13 protein-coding genes and 1 other annotated feature are annotated in these 18,296 nt (G+C 47.6%); all 13 genes read right to left on the bottom strand.

Translation table 11 applies throughout. The features are described from left to right. Positions 1 to 2: 2 nt before the first annotated feature. The 13 genes from D829_RS0129970 to lon all read right to left on the bottom strand — a co-directional run bounded on the left by D829_RS0129970 (position 3) and on the right by lon (position 18,275). A complete protein-coding gene (locus D829_RS0129970; RefSeq protein ID WP_017692605.1) occupies positions 3 to 2,669 on the bottom strand; it encodes a valine--tRNA ligase in 2,667 nt (888 codons plus the stop codon). 60 nt (positions 2,670 to 2,729) lie between these two features. Next, positions 2,730 to 3,011 (bottom strand) — a binding site (T-box leader). Positions 3,012 to 3,166: 155 nt separating this feature from the next. After that, positions 3,167 to 4,708, bottom strand: coding sequence for a LysM peptidoglycan-binding domain-containing protein (locus D829_RS0129965; RefSeq protein WP_017692604.1), 1,542 nt, complete (start codon positions 4,706 to 4,708; stop codon positions 3,167 to 3,169). A gap of 138 nt (positions 4,709 to 4,846) precedes the next feature. Next, entirely contained in the window at positions 4,847 to 5,752 is a 906-nt protein-coding gene (locus tag D829_RS0129960) for an RluA family pseudouridine synthase (RefSeq protein WP_017692603.1), read from the bottom strand. Beyond that, entirely contained in the window at positions 5,749 to 7,053 is a 1,305-nt protein-coding gene (hemL, locus tag D829_RS0129955; protein WP_017692602.1) for a glutamate-1-semialdehyde 2,1-aminomutase, read from the bottom strand. The genes D829_RS0129960 and hemL overlap by 4 nt, the downstream gene beginning before the upstream one ends. A gap of 26 nt (positions 7,054 to 7,079) precedes the next feature. Further along, a complete protein-coding gene (gene hemB / locus D829_RS0129950; RefSeq protein WP_017692601.1) occupies positions 7,080 to 8,081 on the bottom strand; it encodes a porphobilinogen synthase in 1,002 nt (333 codons plus the stop codon). Positions 8,082 to 8,187: 106 nt separating this feature from the next. Beyond that, positions 8,188 to 9,750: a uroporphyrinogen-III C-methyltransferase gene (gene cobA, locus D829_RS0129945; protein WP_017692600.1), complete on the bottom strand. Its 1,563-nt coding sequence runs from the start codon at positions 9,748 to 9,750 to the stop codon at positions 8,188 to 8,190. Positions 9,751 to 9,754: 4 nt separating this feature from the next. Beyond that, positions 9,755 to 10,711: a hydroxymethylbilane synthase gene (gene hemC, locus D829_RS0129940; RefSeq protein WP_017692599.1), complete on the bottom strand. Its 957-nt coding sequence runs from the start codon at positions 10,709 to 10,711 to the stop codon at positions 9,755 to 9,757. A 2-nt stretch (positions 10,712 to 10,713) separates the two neighbouring features. Then, on the bottom strand, positions 10,714 to 11,364 hold the full coding sequence (locus D829_RS0129935; RefSeq protein WP_017692598.1) for a bifunctional precorrin-2 dehydrogenase/sirohydrochlorin ferrochelatase: 651 nt from the start codon (positions 11,362 to 11,364) through the stop codon (positions 10,714 to 10,716). Between the two features lie 5 nt (positions 11,365 to 11,369). After that, positions 11,370 to 12,158: a cytochrome c biogenesis protein CcsA gene (ccsA, locus tag D829_RS0129930; protein WP_051154121.1), complete on the bottom strand. Its 789-nt coding sequence runs from the start codon at positions 12,156 to 12,158 to the stop codon at positions 11,370 to 11,372. 53 nt (positions 12,159 to 12,211) lie between these two features. Continuing rightward, positions 12,212 to 13,597, bottom strand: coding sequence for a glutamyl-tRNA reductase (hemA, locus tag D829_RS0129925; protein WP_017692596.1), 1,386 nt, complete (start codon positions 13,595 to 13,597; stop codon positions 12,212 to 12,214). 669 nt (positions 13,598 to 14,266) lie between these two features. Continuing rightward, positions 14,267 to 14,854, bottom strand: a complete 588-nt coding sequence (locus D829_RS0129920; protein ID WP_017692595.1) for a hypothetical protein — start codon at positions 14,852 to 14,854, stop codon at positions 14,267 to 14,269. 267 nt (positions 14,855 to 15,121) lie between these two features. Next, complete coding sequence (gene yihA, locus D829_RS0129915; protein WP_017692594.1) at positions 15,122 to 15,778, bottom strand: ribosome biogenesis GTP-binding protein YihA/YsxC; 657 nt, start codon at positions 15,776 to 15,778, stop codon at positions 15,122 to 15,124. Positions 15,779 to 15,908: 130 nt separating this feature from the next. Beyond that, positions 15,909 to 18,275 (bottom strand): endopeptidase La, encoded by a 2,367-nt coding sequence (gene lon, locus D829_RS32215; protein ID WP_017692593.1) that lies wholly within the window; start codon positions 18,273 to 18,275, stop codon positions 15,909 to 15,911. Between the last annotated feature and the right edge of the window lie 21 nt (positions 18,276 to 18,296).

The raw sequence follows: 18,296 nt of genomic DNA, 5'->3' as shown, positions 1-18,296 counted from the left end.
TATTAACCTTTAAGTTCCTTGATTCGTGCAATCACTTTATCCCGTTTATCGGAATAATCTGCTTGCTTGGCGCGCTCTTCCTCAATAACTTTGGCAGGAGCTTTGGCAACAAAGCCTTCGTTCGCCAGCTTTTTCTCTACACGGAGAACTTCGCCCTCAAGGTTCTCCAACTCTTTCTCCAAACGAGCCACTTCCTGCTCGATATCAATAAGACCAGCGAGCGGCAAGTATAGTTCTGCCCCCGTAATGATCGCAGTCATTGCCTTATCCGGTGAGTTTAAATCCAGCCCACTATCGAACTCGGACGTATTACAGAAACGTTTGATGTAGTGACTGTTACGCTCAATGATGCTGGATGTCTCAGCACTATTTGCTTTGACCATCAACTCGATCTTTTTGCTCATCGGCACGTTCACTTCTGCACGAATGTTTCGAACTGCACGAATGGTATCCATGAGCAGGTTCATCTCGGCAACAGCCTCTGGGTTCTCAAGAGCAGGATCATATACCGGCCATGATGCTAGCGTAATCGTCTCACCTTCATGAGGCAGATGCTGCCAGATCTCTTCAGAGATGTATGGCATAAACGGATGAATCAGGCGCATGGTCTGATCCAGCACATAAGCAAGCACGGATTGTGTTTTCTTCTTGGCAACCGGATCTTCCCCATAGAAGGACAGCTTAGCAAATTCAATGTACCAGTCACACAGGTCATCCCAGATAAAGTTATACAGCACACGACCCGTTTCCCCAAATTCATACGCTTCGATTAGACGCGTAATATCGCGGGAAGTTTCGTTCAGACGGTGCAAAATCCAATAATCCGCTGTGCCAAGCTCTCCGCTAATGTCACGTTCCTCATAGGTGAATCCTTCCAGATTCATCAATGCAAAGCGCGAAGCATTCCAGATCTTGTTGGCGAAATTACGAGCCTGCTCCACCCGTTCCCAACGGAAACGCAGATCCTGACCTGGCGTGCTGCTGGTTGAGATCATATAACGCATTGCATCTGCGCCGTATTTCTCAATCACATCCAGCGGATCTACACCGTTGCCCAGTGATTTGGACATTTTACGTCCATCTGCATCACGGACAAGACCATGCATCAGTACATCCTTGAACGGAATCTCATCGGTGAATTCCAATGCAGTGAAAATCATACGTGCAACCCAGAAATATATGATGTCATACCCTGTCACAAGTACACTTGTCGGATAATAACGTTGCAGGTCTTCCGTATCTTCCGGCCAGCCTAGTGTGGAGAATGGCCATAAGCCGGAGCTAAACCAAGTATCGAGTACGTCTTCGTCCTGTCTGAGCTTGCGTCCAGCATTCTCTGGCAGCGTTGTTGGATCTTCAGCAGATACGATGATTTCACCCGTTTCCTCATCATACCAAGCAGGAATACGATGTCCCCACCACAGTTGACGGGAAATACACCAGTCACGAATGTTCTCGATCCAGTTCAGATAGGTTTTCTCAAAACGATCTGGAACAAAATTAACCCCTTCGCCGCTCTGTTGTTTTTTAATCGCTCTTTCTGCAAGTGGCTTCATCTCAACGAACCACTGTGTAGACAGATACGGCTCAACAACAGCTCCGGTACGTTCACTGTGTCCAACCTGATGCGTGTGATCCTCGATATTGATCAATACGCCCTGCTCTTTCAAGTCAGCAACAATCTGCTTGCGGCAGTCACTGCGATCCAGTCCCTGATACTTGCCTGCCTCAGCATTCATTGTGCCGCTCTCATCCATTACCGTAATTTGAGGCAGATCATGACGAAGACCTACTTCAAAGTCATTCGGATCATGCGCAGGCGTGATTTTAACTGCACCACTTCCGAACTCTTTATCCACATAATCATCAGCGATAATTGGAATTTCGCGTCCAATGATAGGCAGTACAAGTACTTTACCAATCATATCTGCATAACGCTCATCCTTCGGATGAACAGCAACCGCTGTATCACCCAGCATCGTTTCAGGACGCGTTGTTGCCACTGTAACGTAGCCACTTCCGTCTTTGAGCGGGTAACGCAGATGGTACAAGTGACCCTGAACCTCTTTATATTCAACCTCAATGTCGGACAGAGCTGTCCGGTTCACCGGGTCCCAGTTAATGATGCGTTTGCCTCGGTAAATAAGGCCTTTTTCATACAGTTGAACAAATACTTTACGAACAGCTTGGGACAGACCTTCATCCAGCGTAAAACGTTCACGTGAGTAATCAAGCGACAATCCCATTTTGCCCCATTGTTGACGAATGGTAGTGGCATATTGATCTTTCCAGTCCCATACCTTCTCCAGAAACTTCTCACGTCCCAGATCATAACGAGTCAGACCTTCTTCACGCAGCTTCTGCTCCACTTTGGTTTGGGTAGCAATACCTGCATGGTCGGAACCAGGAAGCCACAGTGCGTCATAACCTTGCATCCGTTTGGTGCGGATCAGAATATCCTGCAGTGTAAAATCAAGCGCATGCCCAATGTGCAGCATCCCGGTCACATTTGGGGGTGGAATTACAATTGTATACGGCTCGGCATCTTTACGTTGACCGGCTTTGAAATATCCACGCTCCATCCAAGTGGAGTACCATTTATCCTCTGCCGCCTTAGGATCGTAAGTGGTCGGCATTTCTGTTGCAGCTGATTTTTTTTCCTCAGACATGTGTCATTCCTCCGTTACTTCATCATCTTCGCCAAAAAAAACAAAAAAACCTTTCATCCATCAAAGGACGAAAGGTTAGCTTTCGCGGTACCACCTTTGTTTCACGCCTACAGCAAGATAGACTTCATCCTCTGTACATGACGTGACACTTCAAGCAGATAACGGCTGCTACCGGCCCATCCTACCTCAGAAATAAATGACGATAGATCTCATTCATCCCTTGTATTCAAACAGGCAACTCCCGGGCGACTTCGATCAGTTGGTTCCTGCGGAATCTCACAGCGCTGCAATTCCACTCTCTGAAAGGTCATACTGTCTACTACTCCCGTTCCACGTTGTTCTTCAAAAAACCTACACACATCATACCTTGCTCGTGCGCGATAGTCAACCTGACAACAGCGGATAAAGAGCGCTGGAATGCAGGTTTAGGACAAATCATGCAAAAACCCGCAATCCTAAAGAGGATCACGGGTCGTAACGAAGGCTTTAACTACCGATTAAGGGATGTACAATATCTGACCTTCTTCCACAACCTGCTCAGATAATCGGTTATACAACTGAAGTTCCCTCGTGCTCAATTGATATCGATCTGCAATGGCATCCAGTGTATCTTCTCGCTGAACGATGCACAGTTTCACCTTGCGGAATGGGGTCTGGTCCACGATCGTTCCCAGGAACAGGTTCTTCCATTCCACATCATCAGCTGGATACGTTTCTTCCTGTACCACACCTGCAGGAACCTCATCGCCTCGCTCCACTTCAGCATCGCGTGCCGCTCTGCCCGAGGATAACAAGGAAGAGATACCTACGCCCTCTTCTTGCCGTGGTGCGGATTCTTTTTTGCTGCCAAAAGCAACCTTCAGCTCCGGCTTGTCTTCCGTCTCAGCCACAGGTTCAGGAACAAATGCTTCGTTCTGTACGAACTCGTCTACCCCAGTTGCTTCAAAAGACGGCCGGTCTTCCTCAGCGTTGCCTGGTTCGGACGAAGCAAATACACCTTGCCAGTTCTCCGCCTGTGATTCGCCCGGGACATCGGCAACTGCCTGATTCTCCTGCTGAGGTACAGATCTCGCTGATTCGAAGTGCCATACCTCTGGTGCGTCCGGTACAATCGGTGCTGCCAACTCATTAGATGATTGAGCAGTAGGCTCTGAGACTGCTTGATCTGCACTTCTCGAGTTCGCAGGCAATGCATCCATGGAAGGCTCGGACCAACCCGAAGACTCATCTTCCAGAGGCAGCAATGGTTCCGACTCAGGGTAAGAAGCTAACCGATCTGCGGTCTCAGCCATAAATGACGAGATCGGAGAAGGTTCGCTGTATTGCTCATGAGATCCCAATTCATCTCCATTCGCTGTCAGAGATGCGGGATCTTCGTTTGCATCAGGTTGTCTGTTTTCGTGAGCATACTCCGCACTTTGCTCCTCAGATTGAAGTGGCTCGGCCGATGACGCATTCGCATAATCCTGCAGGTCAGCGAATTCCGGAGCACCATATGCAAGTTCTGCTGCATTCGCAATTCTCTCTTCCTCACTCCGCTGGAGCAGGTACTCTTGTGCAAATATGTTGGGGTCGCTGCCTGTGTAAGCTTCTTCATCGGAACGGTTGGATTGCTGAGCATCAGGTGAATGAACAACTGTAAACTCATCTGCTGACCATACTTGTGGCTCTTCAACAGGAAAGCCCTCGATGCCTCGCAGCGACAACACGCCTGTAATGTTCAGACTGCGATTGGATAACAGATCCACGTCAAAATTTTCGATCTCAATGGAAATATCCTCAATCGATCTGACCCGGTTCAGCGGCACTGTGATCTCCACGGGAATGAAATGTTTGAGCTCCTCTGAAGCCTCATTTTCTCCTCTGTACACACCTGTAAGTAAAAGATGTCCTCTTAACGTGGCATGATCATCCTGCCCTATGACTTGAATGCGCGGGTATAGTTCAATCTCCTCCAATTCCTCAATCGCAGGGACTCCCTCAGACAAATGAACGCGCTCATAAATATCGAACCGCAAACCATAAGGTTGATTCAACAAAGGTGGCGTCCTCCTTTCGGCATATGTTCACCATGATCCTTCTCATGGGACTGATCCATGGTCCAAATCCTTCGTTACCCCATCTATATGCCTTGAATGAGATGAGCATGCCACCTTTTGAAAAACCTTGCTAGTTTATTAATTCACCTTTTCACGTTCTGCCAATTGTATGAAATCGGATGGCCAAGGGTCGTTCACTTCAATTATCGCTCCAGTTAACGGGTGGCTAAACTTCAGCACTTCTCCGTGAAGCGCCTGCCTACCAATGGCATCCGCTCTACCTCCATACAACGCATCACCAATAAGCGGGTGTCCCGCGTAACTCAGGTGTACACGAATTTGGTGTGTTCGTCCTGTATCCAGCTTCAATCGTACAAGGGTTGCTCGTTCCCATACTTCGACGATCTCCACATGAGTAACAGCTTCCTGTCCACCTTCCGAGACACGTCTGCGCTGTTTGTGATGTCTGTCCTTGCCAATCGGAGCATCAATTTTATGGAGTTCAAGGGGGATTTGTCCACCTGCAATGGCTACATAATGGCGGCCAATCTCTTTGCGACGCATCGCTTCATCCAGTTTGGCGAGGGCAAAAGCATTTTTGGCATACAGGACTGGTCCGGTTGTATCCTCATCCAGTCGATGAACATGGCGTACGCTCGCCTGTATACCGTTCATTTCATAATAAGAGGCAACCACATGATCCAGCGTGATGGCCTGATGAGCGCGGCTTCCATCTGGATGCAGTTTCATGCCTGCCGGTTTGTGCATAACCAGACAGAAATCATCCTCATACAATACATCCACATCAGCCCAGCGTGGCTCAACATCGATTGGCTGGGACGCAAAAAGGGCCAGCCGAAGCCGGTCCCCTGCAAGTTGTATTCCTTGGTTTGCTTTCAGCTGACGGAGCAGTTTGTCCGGAAACTGAAGCTCAGACAATAGCCACTGCTCTGCGGCCATCTGTTTGTCCGAACTGCCTGTTACGGCTTTCCCTGGCATCAGTTCAAGCCATTCCCCGCGGCGTTTCCAACTTTTGATAGTCATAGCGATTGAAGAGCCTTACGATTTGCCTCGATCGTATCGTCAATATCCTGCTCCGTGTGCACACCAGAGACAAACATGCCTTCGTATTGCGAAGGCGCAACACTCACACCTTGATCAATCATGGCCGCAAAATAACGACGGAATTGATCCAGATTGCTTTCTTTGGCAAGATCATAATTGGTTACTGGAACGGCACTGAAGAATGGACAAACCATGGAACCCACACGGTTAATAGTTATCGCAACACCCGTCTCCGCTGCATTTTTCTCGAATCCGGCTTGCAGACGTGCAGACAATGTCTCCAGACGGTCATAGACCTCTGGTGTTAACAATTTGAGCGTTGTATACCCTGCTGCCATAGCCAGCGGATTCCCGCTTAATGTACCTGCCTGATAGATCGGTCCCGTAGGCGCAATCTGTTCCATCAGATCCCGGCGACCACCATAAGCACCAACGGGGAGTCCGCCACCGATAACTTTCCCCAGACAAGTCAGGTCAGGTGTAACCCCATACCGTCCCTGAGCACAGTTCAACCCTACGCGGAAACCGGTCATGACTTCGTCAAAAATAAGCAGGCTGCCATATTGGGTCGTCAAACTGCGCAAGCCTTCAAGGAAACCGGAAGCCGGAGGTACAACCCCCATGTTACCCGCCACGGGTTCCACAATAACAGCGGCCAGTTCTTCACTATAACGTTCAAAAGCAAGCTTCACAGACTCCAGATCATTATAAGGAACTGTGATCGTGTTAACCGCTACACCTTCAGGTACACCTGGGCTATCCGGTAGTCCCAGCGTTGCTACACCCGATCCAGCCTTGATCAGCAGGCTGTCTGAGTGTCCGTGATATGAACCTTCAAACTTCAGAATTTTACTGCGTCCGGTTACCCCGCGTGCCAGTCGAATGGCACTCATCGTGGCTTCCGTACCGGAATTAACCATCCGCACGATATCGATGGAAGGTACACGCTCACAGACCAGCTTTGCCATCTCGGTCTCCAGCAAAGTAGGTGCACCAAAGCTTGTTCCTTTAAGGGCTGTCTCACGCAAAGCTTCTACAACGTCAGGGTGTGCATGTCCCATGATGAGCGGACCCCACGATCCCACATAGTCAATAAAAACATTGCCATCAATATCGTAGATTTTGGACCCTTCGCCGCGCTCTGCATAGATCGGAGTAAGTCCCACCGATTTGAATGCGCGCACAGGGCTGTTCACCCCCCCGGGTATGTACTGCTTCGCTTCCTCAAACGCGCTGCGAGAGCGCTCATCATTACGACGATTACCTTGTTGTGCAGTCATGAATATCCTCCTTAATATAATTTATTTTATTTCTCAGCCAACCAGCGTGAAGCGTCTTTTCCGTAGTAGGTAATGATCATATCTGCACCTGCGCGTTTCATGCTGAGCAGGATTTCCATGGCAACTTTTTTCTCATCGATCCAGCCTTGAATCGCTGCCGCCTTAACCATGGCATACTCGCCACTTACATTATAGGCAACAAGCGGAAGATCAAATTGATCCTTGATGGTGCGCATAACATCCAGATAGGAAAGGGATGGTTTTACCATCAGCATGTCCGCTCCTTCCAGCACATCCGTTTCGGCTTCACGCAAAGCTTCACGTGCATTGGCCGGGTCCATCTGATACGACTTGCGATCTCCGAATTGTGGTGTGGAATCCGCTGCTTCACGGAATGGACCATAAAATGCGGATGCATATTTAACAGAGTAAGACATAATCGGAATGTGACTGAATCCATTCTCATCCAGCCCTGCACGGATCGCTTGTACAAATCCATCCATCATGTTGGATGGTGCAATAATGTCCGCTCCTGCTTTGGCTTGAGACACTGCCGTTTGCACGAGTAGATCCAGTGATTCATCATTTAATACATCTCCGCAGATGTGACCGTCAATCTCCACGGTGTGTACCATACCGCAGTGACCGTGATCCGTGAATTCACACAGACAAGTGTCCGCAACAACCAACAGTTCCGGGTACCAGGATTTGATCAATCTCGTCGCTTCCTGCACAATGCCATCTTCAGCGAAGCCAGATGAACCCACACTGTCCTTAGTCTCCGGAATACCGAATAATAGCACAGCTGGAATCCCCAGCTCGGCAATTTCCGTTACTTCCTCTTGAAGACGATCCAGCGAGAAGCGGAATACGCCAGGCATGGATTTAATTTCAGATTTTACATTTTCTCCATACGTCACATAGATTGGTTGAATAAAATCATCTACAGTTAGATGGGTCTCTCTGACCATATTACGAATACCTGTGGATTGGCGTAAACGGCGATGCCGTACAATTGGAAAACTCATACGTGTAAAACCTCCTTGAAAAAAAGTTAAATAGAGCAAAAAGGGAAGCGCGCTGGTATCCTATCGAATTCAGCACGCTTCATATGTCAACATGATTACATGTGTATTAATTTCGAAGAGCGCCTTCTTTGGTGCCTGTCCGTTTCCAGTCGCATAGCACGGTGATCAAGCTATCCATCGTTGCTTCCTCTGCCATCAGTGTAACCTTTAGTCCAGCGGCTTCTGCCGTCTTGGCTGTAACAGGTCCGATACACGCAACCTCCACATCTTTCAATAAAGGCAGTGGATCTTGCAACCCCATACGTTTCAACATACTCATGAAATTCGTAACCGTCGATGAACTTGTAAAGGTCACCGCATGAATACCACCTTCTTCAAGTAGCTTGAGTAGTTCGTCATCATCCTCACCAGCGAGGATCGTATCGTAGGTGATGGCTTCGGTGACCTGAATTCCTCGTTCTCTCAACTGGTCACGTAACCATGTACGTGCAAGATCACCGTGCGGAAGCAATACTCTCTGGCCTTCCTTCAGCTCACTTTCAAAAGCCTCAAGCATGCCTTCGGCCTGGAAAGGACCTTTGACAACCTCTGCAACGATGCCATGTTTGCGCAAAGCATCTGCTGTGGAAGGTCCTACGGCAGCAATTCTCGCTTGATGAATCGAGCGAATATCCTTGCCTTCCTGTTCCAGATGGCGGAAGAAAAACTCCACGCCGTTCACACTTGTGAAAAACACCCAGTCATAGGTATTTAAAGCACTGAAGGCGTCTTTGACACTTTGCTTGGCAGATTCACTGGACGGCATGACCGTCTCAATAACTGGAAACTCATACGGTTCGCCGCCGAGTTCCTCAATGCGATTCACCAGTTCACTCGCCTGACTGCGAGCACGGGTTACCAGAATTCGTTTGCCAAACAGCGGCAGCGCTTCTGCCCATTTCAACTGTTCCCGCTGATTGACGACATCTCCCACCACAATAACAGCTGGTGGTTGGAAATTGGCTGCGATCACTTTCGCTTCTATATCTTCAAGGGTACCTGTAAGGGTATCCTGTTCCGCTCGTGTTCCCCAACGAATCAGAGCTACCGGTGTTTGCGCTGGACGACCATGACGAATCAATTGTTCGCTGATATATCCAATTTTGGCAACCCCCATCATAAATACAAGTGTGCCCGTTGCATTCGTCACTTTATCCCAATGGATACTGCGATCAAGCTTGTCCGGACTCTCGTGCCCCGTAATAATAGAGATGGAAGATGCATAGTCACGGTGAGTCACAGGAATTCCGGCATACGCAGGTACACTTATTGCAGCGGTAACCCCAGGTACAATCTCAAACGGAATTCCGTTTTTGTGCAGCAAACCCGCCTCTTCGCCCACACGTCCAAAGATAGTTGGATCGCCGCCTTTAAGCCGAACCACAACCTTGCCTTCAAGAGCCAGATCGACCAACAGTTGATTGATCTCTTCCTGTTTCATCGTATGCCGATCCGGGCGCTTGCCCACGTAAATCTTGACTGCGCCGGGTTTCATTTGTTTCAACAATCTCGGACTTGCCAAACGATCATAGACTACAGCATCGGCTTTCCCGATGGATTCCCACCCTTTTACCGTAATCAGCTTTGCATCCCCAGGACCTGCCCCTACCAAAAAGACCTTTCCCACCATGTCTTCATCCCCTAACTTCTGCCAGTATCTGCTCTGCTCCCCGTTCGATCAATCTCCAAGCCACTTCTTCACCCAGACGAACCGGGTCCTTGCCGATCAGAGCTTCCTTAAGTATCAGTCCACCATCCGGCGTGCCGACCATACCTGTTAATTGTAACGTGTTTTTACCATTCAGGGAATCTGCATCTTGCTGAGGCACCCATACCGCATGAGCACCGATCGGAACCTGACAGCCCCCATTCAATACACTGAGAAAACGGCGTTCCGCCTGTACAGGAAATGCTGTCTCGGGATCGTTATACAGCTGCAGCAAGTGCAATAGTTCCTCATCGTCTTCACGACATTCGATACCAAGTGCACCCTGGCCCACAGCAGGAAGGCAAGCTGTTTCCGTCAAGTACTCGGTAATCCGGTCTTCCCAGCCCATACGGTACAATCCTGCAGCTGCCAGAATAATCGCATCGAATCCTTCGGTCTCCAGCTTCCGCAGACGGGAATCAATATTGCCGCGAATCGATTCCAATTGCAAATCTGGACGATAGGCCTTTAATTGACTCGACCGGCGCAGACTGCTTGTTCCGACTCTAGCTCCTTCTGGCAGTTGATCCAGAGTAAGTCCACCATTGGAGATCAGCGCATCCCGTGGATCTGCACGACGAGGAATAGCACCATTGATTAATCCTTCGGGTAATTCGGAGGGCATATCCTTCATGCTATGCACAGCCATATCAATCGTACGATCAAGCATCGCTTGTTCAATCTCTTTGACAAACAAACCTTTGCCTCCCACTTTTGACAACGTTACATCCAGAATGAGATCTCCCTTGGTAACAATCTTATGTACTTCAAAGTCAAAAGCTAATCCTTCCCGCTCACAAATATCGCGTAAATCCTGAATGACATGGCCTGTCTGGGTTAGCGCAAGCGCGCTCTGTCTACTTCCAACTTTAATTGTACGCATATCTACACTTCCTCCTGATTACGGGATATCCAGTCCCCGATTTCTTCTTCGGTCCACCACCGAAAATGGCCTGTACGAATATCTTCTAATATGTTCATTTCAGTTAACTGCCGAAGCAACGTACTTCTGAGACTTGATGAAGATACGCGTGACTTCACCTCGGTCCTCATCTGGTGCAAAAACTCAAGGTACGTCTCATACTCATCACCGAACTGTCGTTCGAGTGTGGCACGTATCTCAGCAGCTGCTGCCGGTCCCGCTCCTGCTGTGGATATCGCTATTGTTAATCTCCCACGTCGGACAACACTTGGCGTAATAAAGCTGCTGTGCTTCGAAGACATCGCGTCATTCACCAATATGTCCACAGCCTCCGCATCCCGAACCACAGTTGAATTGACCTCTGAACGGTCAGTCGCTGCATATACGAGAAAGGCCCCCCGCAAATCTCCATTGCGGTAGGACCGGTCTATCCATTGAATTCGGGATTCATGATGCAGTTGTTTTAATACGGGGGTAAGCTCCGGACTAATGACCGTAATCTGTGCCTCGGCATGCAGTAATCCCTTAATTTTACGTTCGGCAACACGTCCACCGCCAACCACGCAGCACTTCTTGCCTGAAGTATTCACAAATATCGGCGTGTAACGGTCCATCCCCTTCACTCTCCCGTCCAACGATGAAACGCTGAATACGCATTGGATAAAAAACTTATAATGACAAATCCGTACCCGATCAGTGTCCATCTTGCCATGATAATTGTAGAGAACTGTTTCCTTCTCTTGGATACGAAGTAACCCACATAGATGGCTATAGCAAGACCTGTCGAAATAACTTTGAGATCCAAGAGTAGAATCCAGCGTCTTTCCGCCACAATGGATAATACGGCAAGCATCACAGAAATACCAAGGAGTGGTGTTCCTATCAACGTAGCACCATCCATATACTTACCGATCACTTCCAGGCTTGGCAGCCGTCGCATCGTATCATTCCACTTTTTTTTCTTCAACTTACGGTGCAGGAACAGATATAACAAGGCAAATACCGTAGCAACGGTTAACGCCGCAAAACCAAGATTCGCCAAGGTAATATGCATGATAAGTAATCCATGTACCGTTTGCCAGTTATGCAGTGATATCTCTCCGGCCGTAAACCACAGTCGGTTTAATACCGTAACGGAAAAACCTACAACATTCAGCAACAAAATCACAAATTCGGAACGCTGGATGCGAGTCATGACGAGAGACATCAGCACAATACTGAATGAAAATATAAACAAAAAATCAAAGGTGGTATAGATGGGGAAATGACCTTCAGTCCACATGCGCAATATGACATGCGTTACCTGCAATCCCCAAACAACGACAAGAAACCCTGTGCCTGTCCGCTTCGCCCCCGCATTGCGTCGAATGCAGTCCGAGAAATAGAACAGTAGGCTCAGGGCATACATATAGATTAGAGCTTCATAAACTTGTTCAGCAAGGGTCAAGCTGCCCACCCGCCTTATACGCCTGCCGGAGCATAAGCCGGCACGGGGTCTTGCCGGTTTTCGTTAAGGTGAGCGGCTGGTTTCGCCAGAGCTGTGGCATCACTCTGACTCACTTTTTCAGCGGCCATCTCTACTGCATCTTCCAGAGCGAAAATCTGAGTAAACATGCGTAGAGCTTCATCACCTTGCTTCGTGCCTGCCATTTCCTTAATCCGATTAATCGGATCTGTCGTCATTTGGTTCACAATACTCTTGGTCAAACGACGAATGACTTTACGTTGATGTTCATCCAGCTCAGGAAGTTTATTAAACAGGCTATCCATCGTTTCTTCATGAATGGAGACACCTTTTTCCTGCAAAGCACGAATAACGGGACGAACACCTAACGTTTTGAGCCAATGGTAATAATCCTCCATCTCAAGCTCAATCATTCTCTCAATCTTGGCAGCTTCCACCTTACGCATCTCCAGGTTGCTCTCCACGATTCCTTCCAGATCATCAATGTCATAGAGAAATACATTGGATAATTCACCAATCGCCGGATCAATATCGCGTGGAACCGCAATATCAATCAGGAACAATGGACGAGATTGACGACGCTTCATACTCTCTCGTACCACTGCTGCATCCATGACATAACGTTCAGCTCCAGTGGAACTAATCACAATATCAACTTCATTAAGTCGATCTAATGCCTGTTCCATCGTACAAGGTGTACCCCGGAACTTGGCTGCCAATTCTTCAGCTCTTGCGAGCGTGCGATTCGCCACGATGACCTCGGATGCCCCGTTGGCATAGAGATGTTTCACGGTTAGTTCACTCATCTTGCCGGCACCCAAAATGAGCACCTTCTTGTCTGTGAACATGCCAAATATTCTCTTACCGAGTTCAACAGCAGCATAACTGACAGATACGGCGCTCTCCCCGATGGAAGTCTCCGAATGTGCCCGTTTACCCAATGTAACTGCCTGCTTAAATAACTTATTAAACCAGGTACCTGTTGATTTCTCTTCCTGTGCTTTAAGAAAAGCCTGTTTCACCTGTCCAAGAATCTGAGTCTCACCAATGACCATGGAATCTAGTCCGCAGATGACACGGAACAAATGGCGCATGGCTTGATCATCTTCATATATATATAAGTGTTGCGTAAATTCTTCCCGTGGTACATTAAACCATTGTTCCATGAATGTTCGAATAAAATAACCACACATGTGAAGACGGTCCACCACAACATACAACTCGGTACGGTTACATGTGGCTACGATTACACCTTCCAATACACTCTTGGTCAGCTTGAGCTGCTGCAGCGCTTCAGACAAGTCCTTTTCTGCAAATGTGAATCGTTCCCTAACCTCTACAGGCGCCGTGCGATAATTCAAACCAACGACAACGATGTGCATTGCAAGTTCACCTGCCTAATAAATTTCCAATCAAAGTGCTTACTGCATATGTCTATCCATTTATGATTGACATGGTTAATTATATCACACATCATAGCCGTGACCGGGTCATTTTTATGAAATGTTTATGAAATCACCATGTTCATCATCATATGCACTGTCATTTATTGTAGTGTCTCACCAAAGTTCACCGTTATGCGTTAAAAAGTGTCGATTATGAATATTCATAACGATACGCATATTAAAACAAATAGCCATGGAATTATTCCATGACTATTAGAGTTTGGGAGGTTATGTGTCCATCCCGATATGTGAACATTGTGTATGCAATATACTTTTTATTTAAACCCGTTCAATCTGGTTGTTCATCTCTGGTGTTTCAACTAGGACCTACGTCATTCACTTCCCGAGGGAAAAATCTCTCGCAACATATAATGTCCTGAGTGAATCCTGGTTCCTATATTGTTTTCAACGAGATTAAAAATAACATTGAATCAAAGTGAAATCAACCCTTTTCCAGAAGATTGTAAAATAAATATTTTCAATTCGGAATATTCGATCTCACATCAAAAAATCCCCCTGAAACCTCCACATTGGCGAGTGCCACTGCTCGGAAGATACAAGGGAATTCATTATATACATATACGTTTATAAACATACAATTTTAAGCTAATAAGCTTCAAGCTCAAACAACCGTTTTTGATGACGAGCAAGGGTCTCATCAATCTGATGGAGCTGATCAGCAGTCGCATCTTTTCTAGTGTCCAGCAGTGAATCGATCTCGGCATACACACGGTTGATTTCGCGTTCTACATCTCTGGCCTGGAACAGATGTTGCAATTCAAGCAACGTATTTTTGTATTCATAGATCACTCGGGTGTTCTCCCCGGTCTTCTCCACAATTTTGCGGACAGTGCCTTGAGCATAAACATACGTCATGGTGAACCCTTTATAGATCCGATGAACGACCCCGTCACCCTTAAAAGTCACAAAGAGCTTCCGGACAACGTTGGTCAGATGCAGATTCACCAGGCGGCAAGATAACTCACAGATATAAAATCCTTCTATGCGGTCAAAAGGGAAATGCACTTCTTCTCCACTTACATCCCCCAGCACAACCTCCTGACAACCATTGTCCAACACCTTAACCCGGTGATGAAGCCTGCCGTCTTCTGTCATGCGCAAAAACTGATGCAACTGGGGTTCTGACAATTTCATAGTGGCCTTAACGTACTCTGTGGCTAACCGCTGAGCCATACAAATCCCTCAATTCTTTCCCGATTGTTTTGCCTTCCTGCACATGTAGCAGTCATCTCAAAATTCTTCAGGCCGGCATGGCCGGTAATTTTGGTACTGTTGGCAATATGCACCTATGCTCATTATACACTACCCTAACGTTATTTTTCTCCAGACCCAGATGATGAATTGTCACGAAATCCCTTAAAAAACCGGATTAATCTGAATCTCATCAAAAATTCACTTAGCATGCTCACTTTCCTGCACTAAAACGGTATACTACCTCGGTTATCCGTTAATTTCGTTGGTTTCTTCCTCATCAGAAGCACCCTCTGCTTCCAGCACTGGTGCATACTTATCGATGCGGGCATGGCGGGTGATGATGTCCCATAACTCTTCCTTCCCCAATCCTTCTTCGGATGAAAAAGGTACAAACAGATCCCCTGAACGTAGACCCAGTGATTCCTTAATGACTTTGATATATTTGGCTCTGCGGGTTTTTGGAATCTTGTCCATCTTGGTTGCTACGACAACCAAAGGCAGTCCATTATGACGAAGCCATTCGTTCATCATCTTGTCCTCTTTGGACGGTTCATGTCTCATATCCACCATCTGCATGACCAGTTTCAATTCTTCGCGTCCCAACAAATATTTCTCCATCATTTTGCCCCAGGCAAAACGCTGCTCTTTCGAAACTTTGGCATAGCCATACCCCGGGAAATCGACGAAGTAGAGATCCTGATTAATTTTATAGTAGTTCAGTTGCTGTGTCTTACCCGGTGTTGAACTTGTCCGAGCCAGATTTTTACGATTGATCAAACGGTTGATCAGGGAAGATTTCCCCACATTGGAGCGTCCCGCCAAAGCAATCTCTGGCAGACCGTCCTCAGGGTATTGTTCAGGCCGAACGGCACTGATAATAAATTCAGATTGATTTACTTTCATATTGTATCTTTCCTCTCTTGCACGCCTGTGCTAAGCATAACCTGTTGATGGTATTATGCCATGGATTGTTCTATCATACCAAAAAAACCGTTCCAGCGGACGCCGAAGCCTCCGCAGAACGGTCTACTCTTCATACGAACCTTTCAGATACGTGGATTACAGGTGAAATTCCTGTCTGCTCAACAAGTGCATGCTGCAATACCTGATCCATATGGGCTACAGGAACAAATTCCACATCTTCCTTGATGCTGTCTGGAATGTCACGCAGGTCCCGTTCGTTATCTTTGGGTAATAATATTTTTTTATAGCCGGCACGATGGGCTGCCAGTGATTTCTCTTTCAGACCACCAATCGGCAGCACACGTCCACGCAGTGTTATTTCACCAGTCATCGCGATATCTTTGGACACATGTTTGTTCGTCAAAGCTGAGATTAATGCTGTTGCCATCGTAATTCCGGCAGACGGACCATCCTTCGGAATGGCTCCTTCAGGAACGTGAATGTGGATATCGTTCTTCTCATGGAAGTCAGGTGCAATCCCGAGCTGTGTAGCTTTGGAACGGGTGTAACTGAATGCGGCTTGAGCCGATTCCTTCATGACATCACCCAGTTTACCTGTGAGAGTCAATTTACCTGTTCCAGGCACGACCGTCACTTCAATGATAAGGGTATCTCCACCCACTTCAGTCCAAGCAAGACCTGTTACGGTACCAATCTGATCTTCCAGTTCGGCCATGCCATAACGGAACTTGCCAGGCCCAAGGTAGTCTTTGATCTCATCTGATGTGATATTGATCTGACCTTCCACACCAGATACGATGTTCTTGGCAGCTTTCCGGCACAACGAAGCCATCTGCTGTTCCAGATTACGCACACCCGACTCCCGTGTATATTCGCGAATCACACGCAACAGCGCGTCATCCGGGATTTCCAGTTGTTCTTCTTGCAAACCATGGTCCTGTTTCTGTTTGGGCAGCAAATAGTTTTTCGCAATTTGTTGCTTCTCCAGCTCCGTGTAACCAGGAATATTGAGCATTTCCATCCGATCCAGTAGTGGACGCGGAATGTTGTGTACCGTGTTGGCAGTTGTTATAAACATAACGTTGGATAAGTCAAACGGCAATTCTACAAAATGATCACTAAACGTATTATTCTGTTCCGGATCAAGTACCTCAAGTAACGCTGCGGAAGGATCTCCGCGGAAATCTGAAGCCATCTTATCAATCTCGTCCAGCAGGAATACCGGATTCAGTGAACCTGCCGTCTTCATCCCCTGGATGATACGCCCAGGCATAGCTCCTACATAGGTACGTCGATGCCCACGAATCTCTGCTTCATCCCGCACGCCGCCAAGAGAGATTCTTACAAACTCCCGACCCAGCGATCTGGCGATCGAACGGGCAAGTGATGTTTTACCGACCCCTGGAGGTCCAACCAGACAGAGAATTGGCCCTTTGAGCTTCTTGACGAGCTTCTGGACAGCCAGATATTCAAGCACACGCTCTTTGGGCTTTTCCAGTCCGTAATGATCTGCATTGAGCACATCTTCGGCTTTTTGGATATCCAGATCATCTGCTGTCATCTGACTCCAAGGAAGGCCAAGCAGCCAATCCACGTAGTTGCGAATGACTCCGCCCTCAGCTGAACTTGCAGGCATTTTCTCCAGTCGATCAATTTCTTTCTCGACCTTTTCTTTCACCTTGTCCGGCAAGCCGAGTTCTTCCATCTGAGTGCGAAGTTCCTCGACCTCACCTGCACGGCCTTCTTTTTCACCCAGTTCTTTCTGGATCGCTTTCATCTGCTCGCGCAAATAATATTCCTTCTGCGTTTTTTCCATCTGTTTCTTCACACGTTGGCTGATTTTGCGTTCAAGCTCCAGCACTTCGCGTTCGTTATTCAGGATGTCCAGCAATTTCTCCAGACGTGCCCGAACGTCGATGGTCTCCAGAATTTCCTGTTTATCCTTGATCTTCAGGGACAGGTGACTCGTGATGACATCGGCCAATCGCCCCGGTTCTTCAATATCAGACACAGCCGCAAGTGTCTCGGGTGTCACTTTTTTGGACAGATTAATATAATTCTCGAACTGGTTCAGAACAGTACGCATCAAGGCATCCGTCTCCGGATGGGTATTCTCCTCTTCAGGCAGCTCTTTTGCCAGTACTTCATAATATTCCTCGTTGTCCGTATATTCAATAATTTCAGCCCGTTCCAAGCCTTCCACGAGTACACGAATCGTACCGTTCGGAAGCTTCAGCATCTGTCTGACCTTGGCCACGGTTCCGATTTTGAAAATGTCCTCTTGTGTTGGTTCTTCAATATTTACTTCGGCTTGGGAACATAGGAGAATCAGATGTTCTTCTACCATCGCTTTTTCTAAAGCCTTGACCGATTTCTCCCGGCCCACATCGAGATGCAGTACCATACTCGGGTAGACGAGAAGTCCTCTTAAAGGCAGTAAAGGAAAACGACGACCTTTCGCTTTGCTCGGTCCCATCGCTTTCACACCTCCAATGGC

The organism is Paenibacillus sp. PAMC 26794 (assembly GCF_000316035.1).
Lineage (GTDB): Bacteria > Bacillota > Bacilli > Paenibacillales > Paenibacillaceae > Paenibacillus.
This window is presented reverse-complemented; position numbering and strand designations above follow the sequence as displayed.

Excerpts from the sequence above, each read along its gene's own strand:
- D829_RS0129920 (WP_017692595.1), bottom strand. The coding sequence starts at position 14,854 with ATGGCTCAGCGGTTAGCCACAGAGTACGTTAAGGCCACTATGAAATTG.
- hemB (WP_017692601.1), bottom strand. The coding sequence starts at position 8,081 with ATGAGTTTTCCAATTGTACGGCATCGCCGTTTACGCCAATCCACAGGT.
- D829_RS0129970 (WP_017692605.1), bottom strand. The coding sequence starts at position 2,669 with ATGTCTGAGGAAAAAAAATCAGCTGCAACAGAAATGCCGACCACTTAC.
- D829_RS0129960 (WP_017692603.1), bottom strand. The coding sequence starts at position 5,752 with ATGACTATCAAAAGTTGGAAACGCCGCGGGGAATGGCTTGAACTGATG.
- D829_RS0129935 (WP_017692598.1), bottom strand. The coding sequence starts at position 11,364 with ATGGACCGTTACACGCCGATATTTGTGAATACTTCAGGCAAGAAGTGC.
- hemL (WP_017692602.1), bottom strand. The coding sequence starts at position 7,053 with ATGACTGCACAACAAGGTAATCGTCGTAATGATGAGCGCTCTCGCAGC.
- ccsA (WP_051154121.1), bottom strand. The coding sequence starts at position 12,158 with ATGTATGCCCTGAGCCTACTGTTCTATTTCTCGGACTGCATTCGACGC.
- lon (WP_017692593.1), bottom strand. The coding sequence starts at position 18,275 with ATGGGACCGAGCAAAGCGAAAGGTCGTCGTTTTCCTTTACTGCCTTTA.
- cobA (WP_017692600.1), bottom strand. The coding sequence starts at position 9,750 with ATGGTGGGAAAGGTCTTTTTGGTAGGGGCAGGTCCTGGGGATGCAAAG.
- yihA (WP_017692594.1), bottom strand. The coding sequence starts at position 15,778 with ATGAAAGTAAATCAATCTGAATTTATTATCAGTGCCGTTCGGCCTGAA.
- hemA (WP_017692596.1), bottom strand. The coding sequence starts at position 13,597 with ATGCACATCGTTGTCGTTGGTTTGAATTATCGCACGGCGCCTGTAGAG.
- hemC (WP_017692599.1), bottom strand. The coding sequence starts at position 10,711 with ATGCGTACAATTAAAGTTGGAAGTAGACAGAGCGCGCTTGCGCTAACC.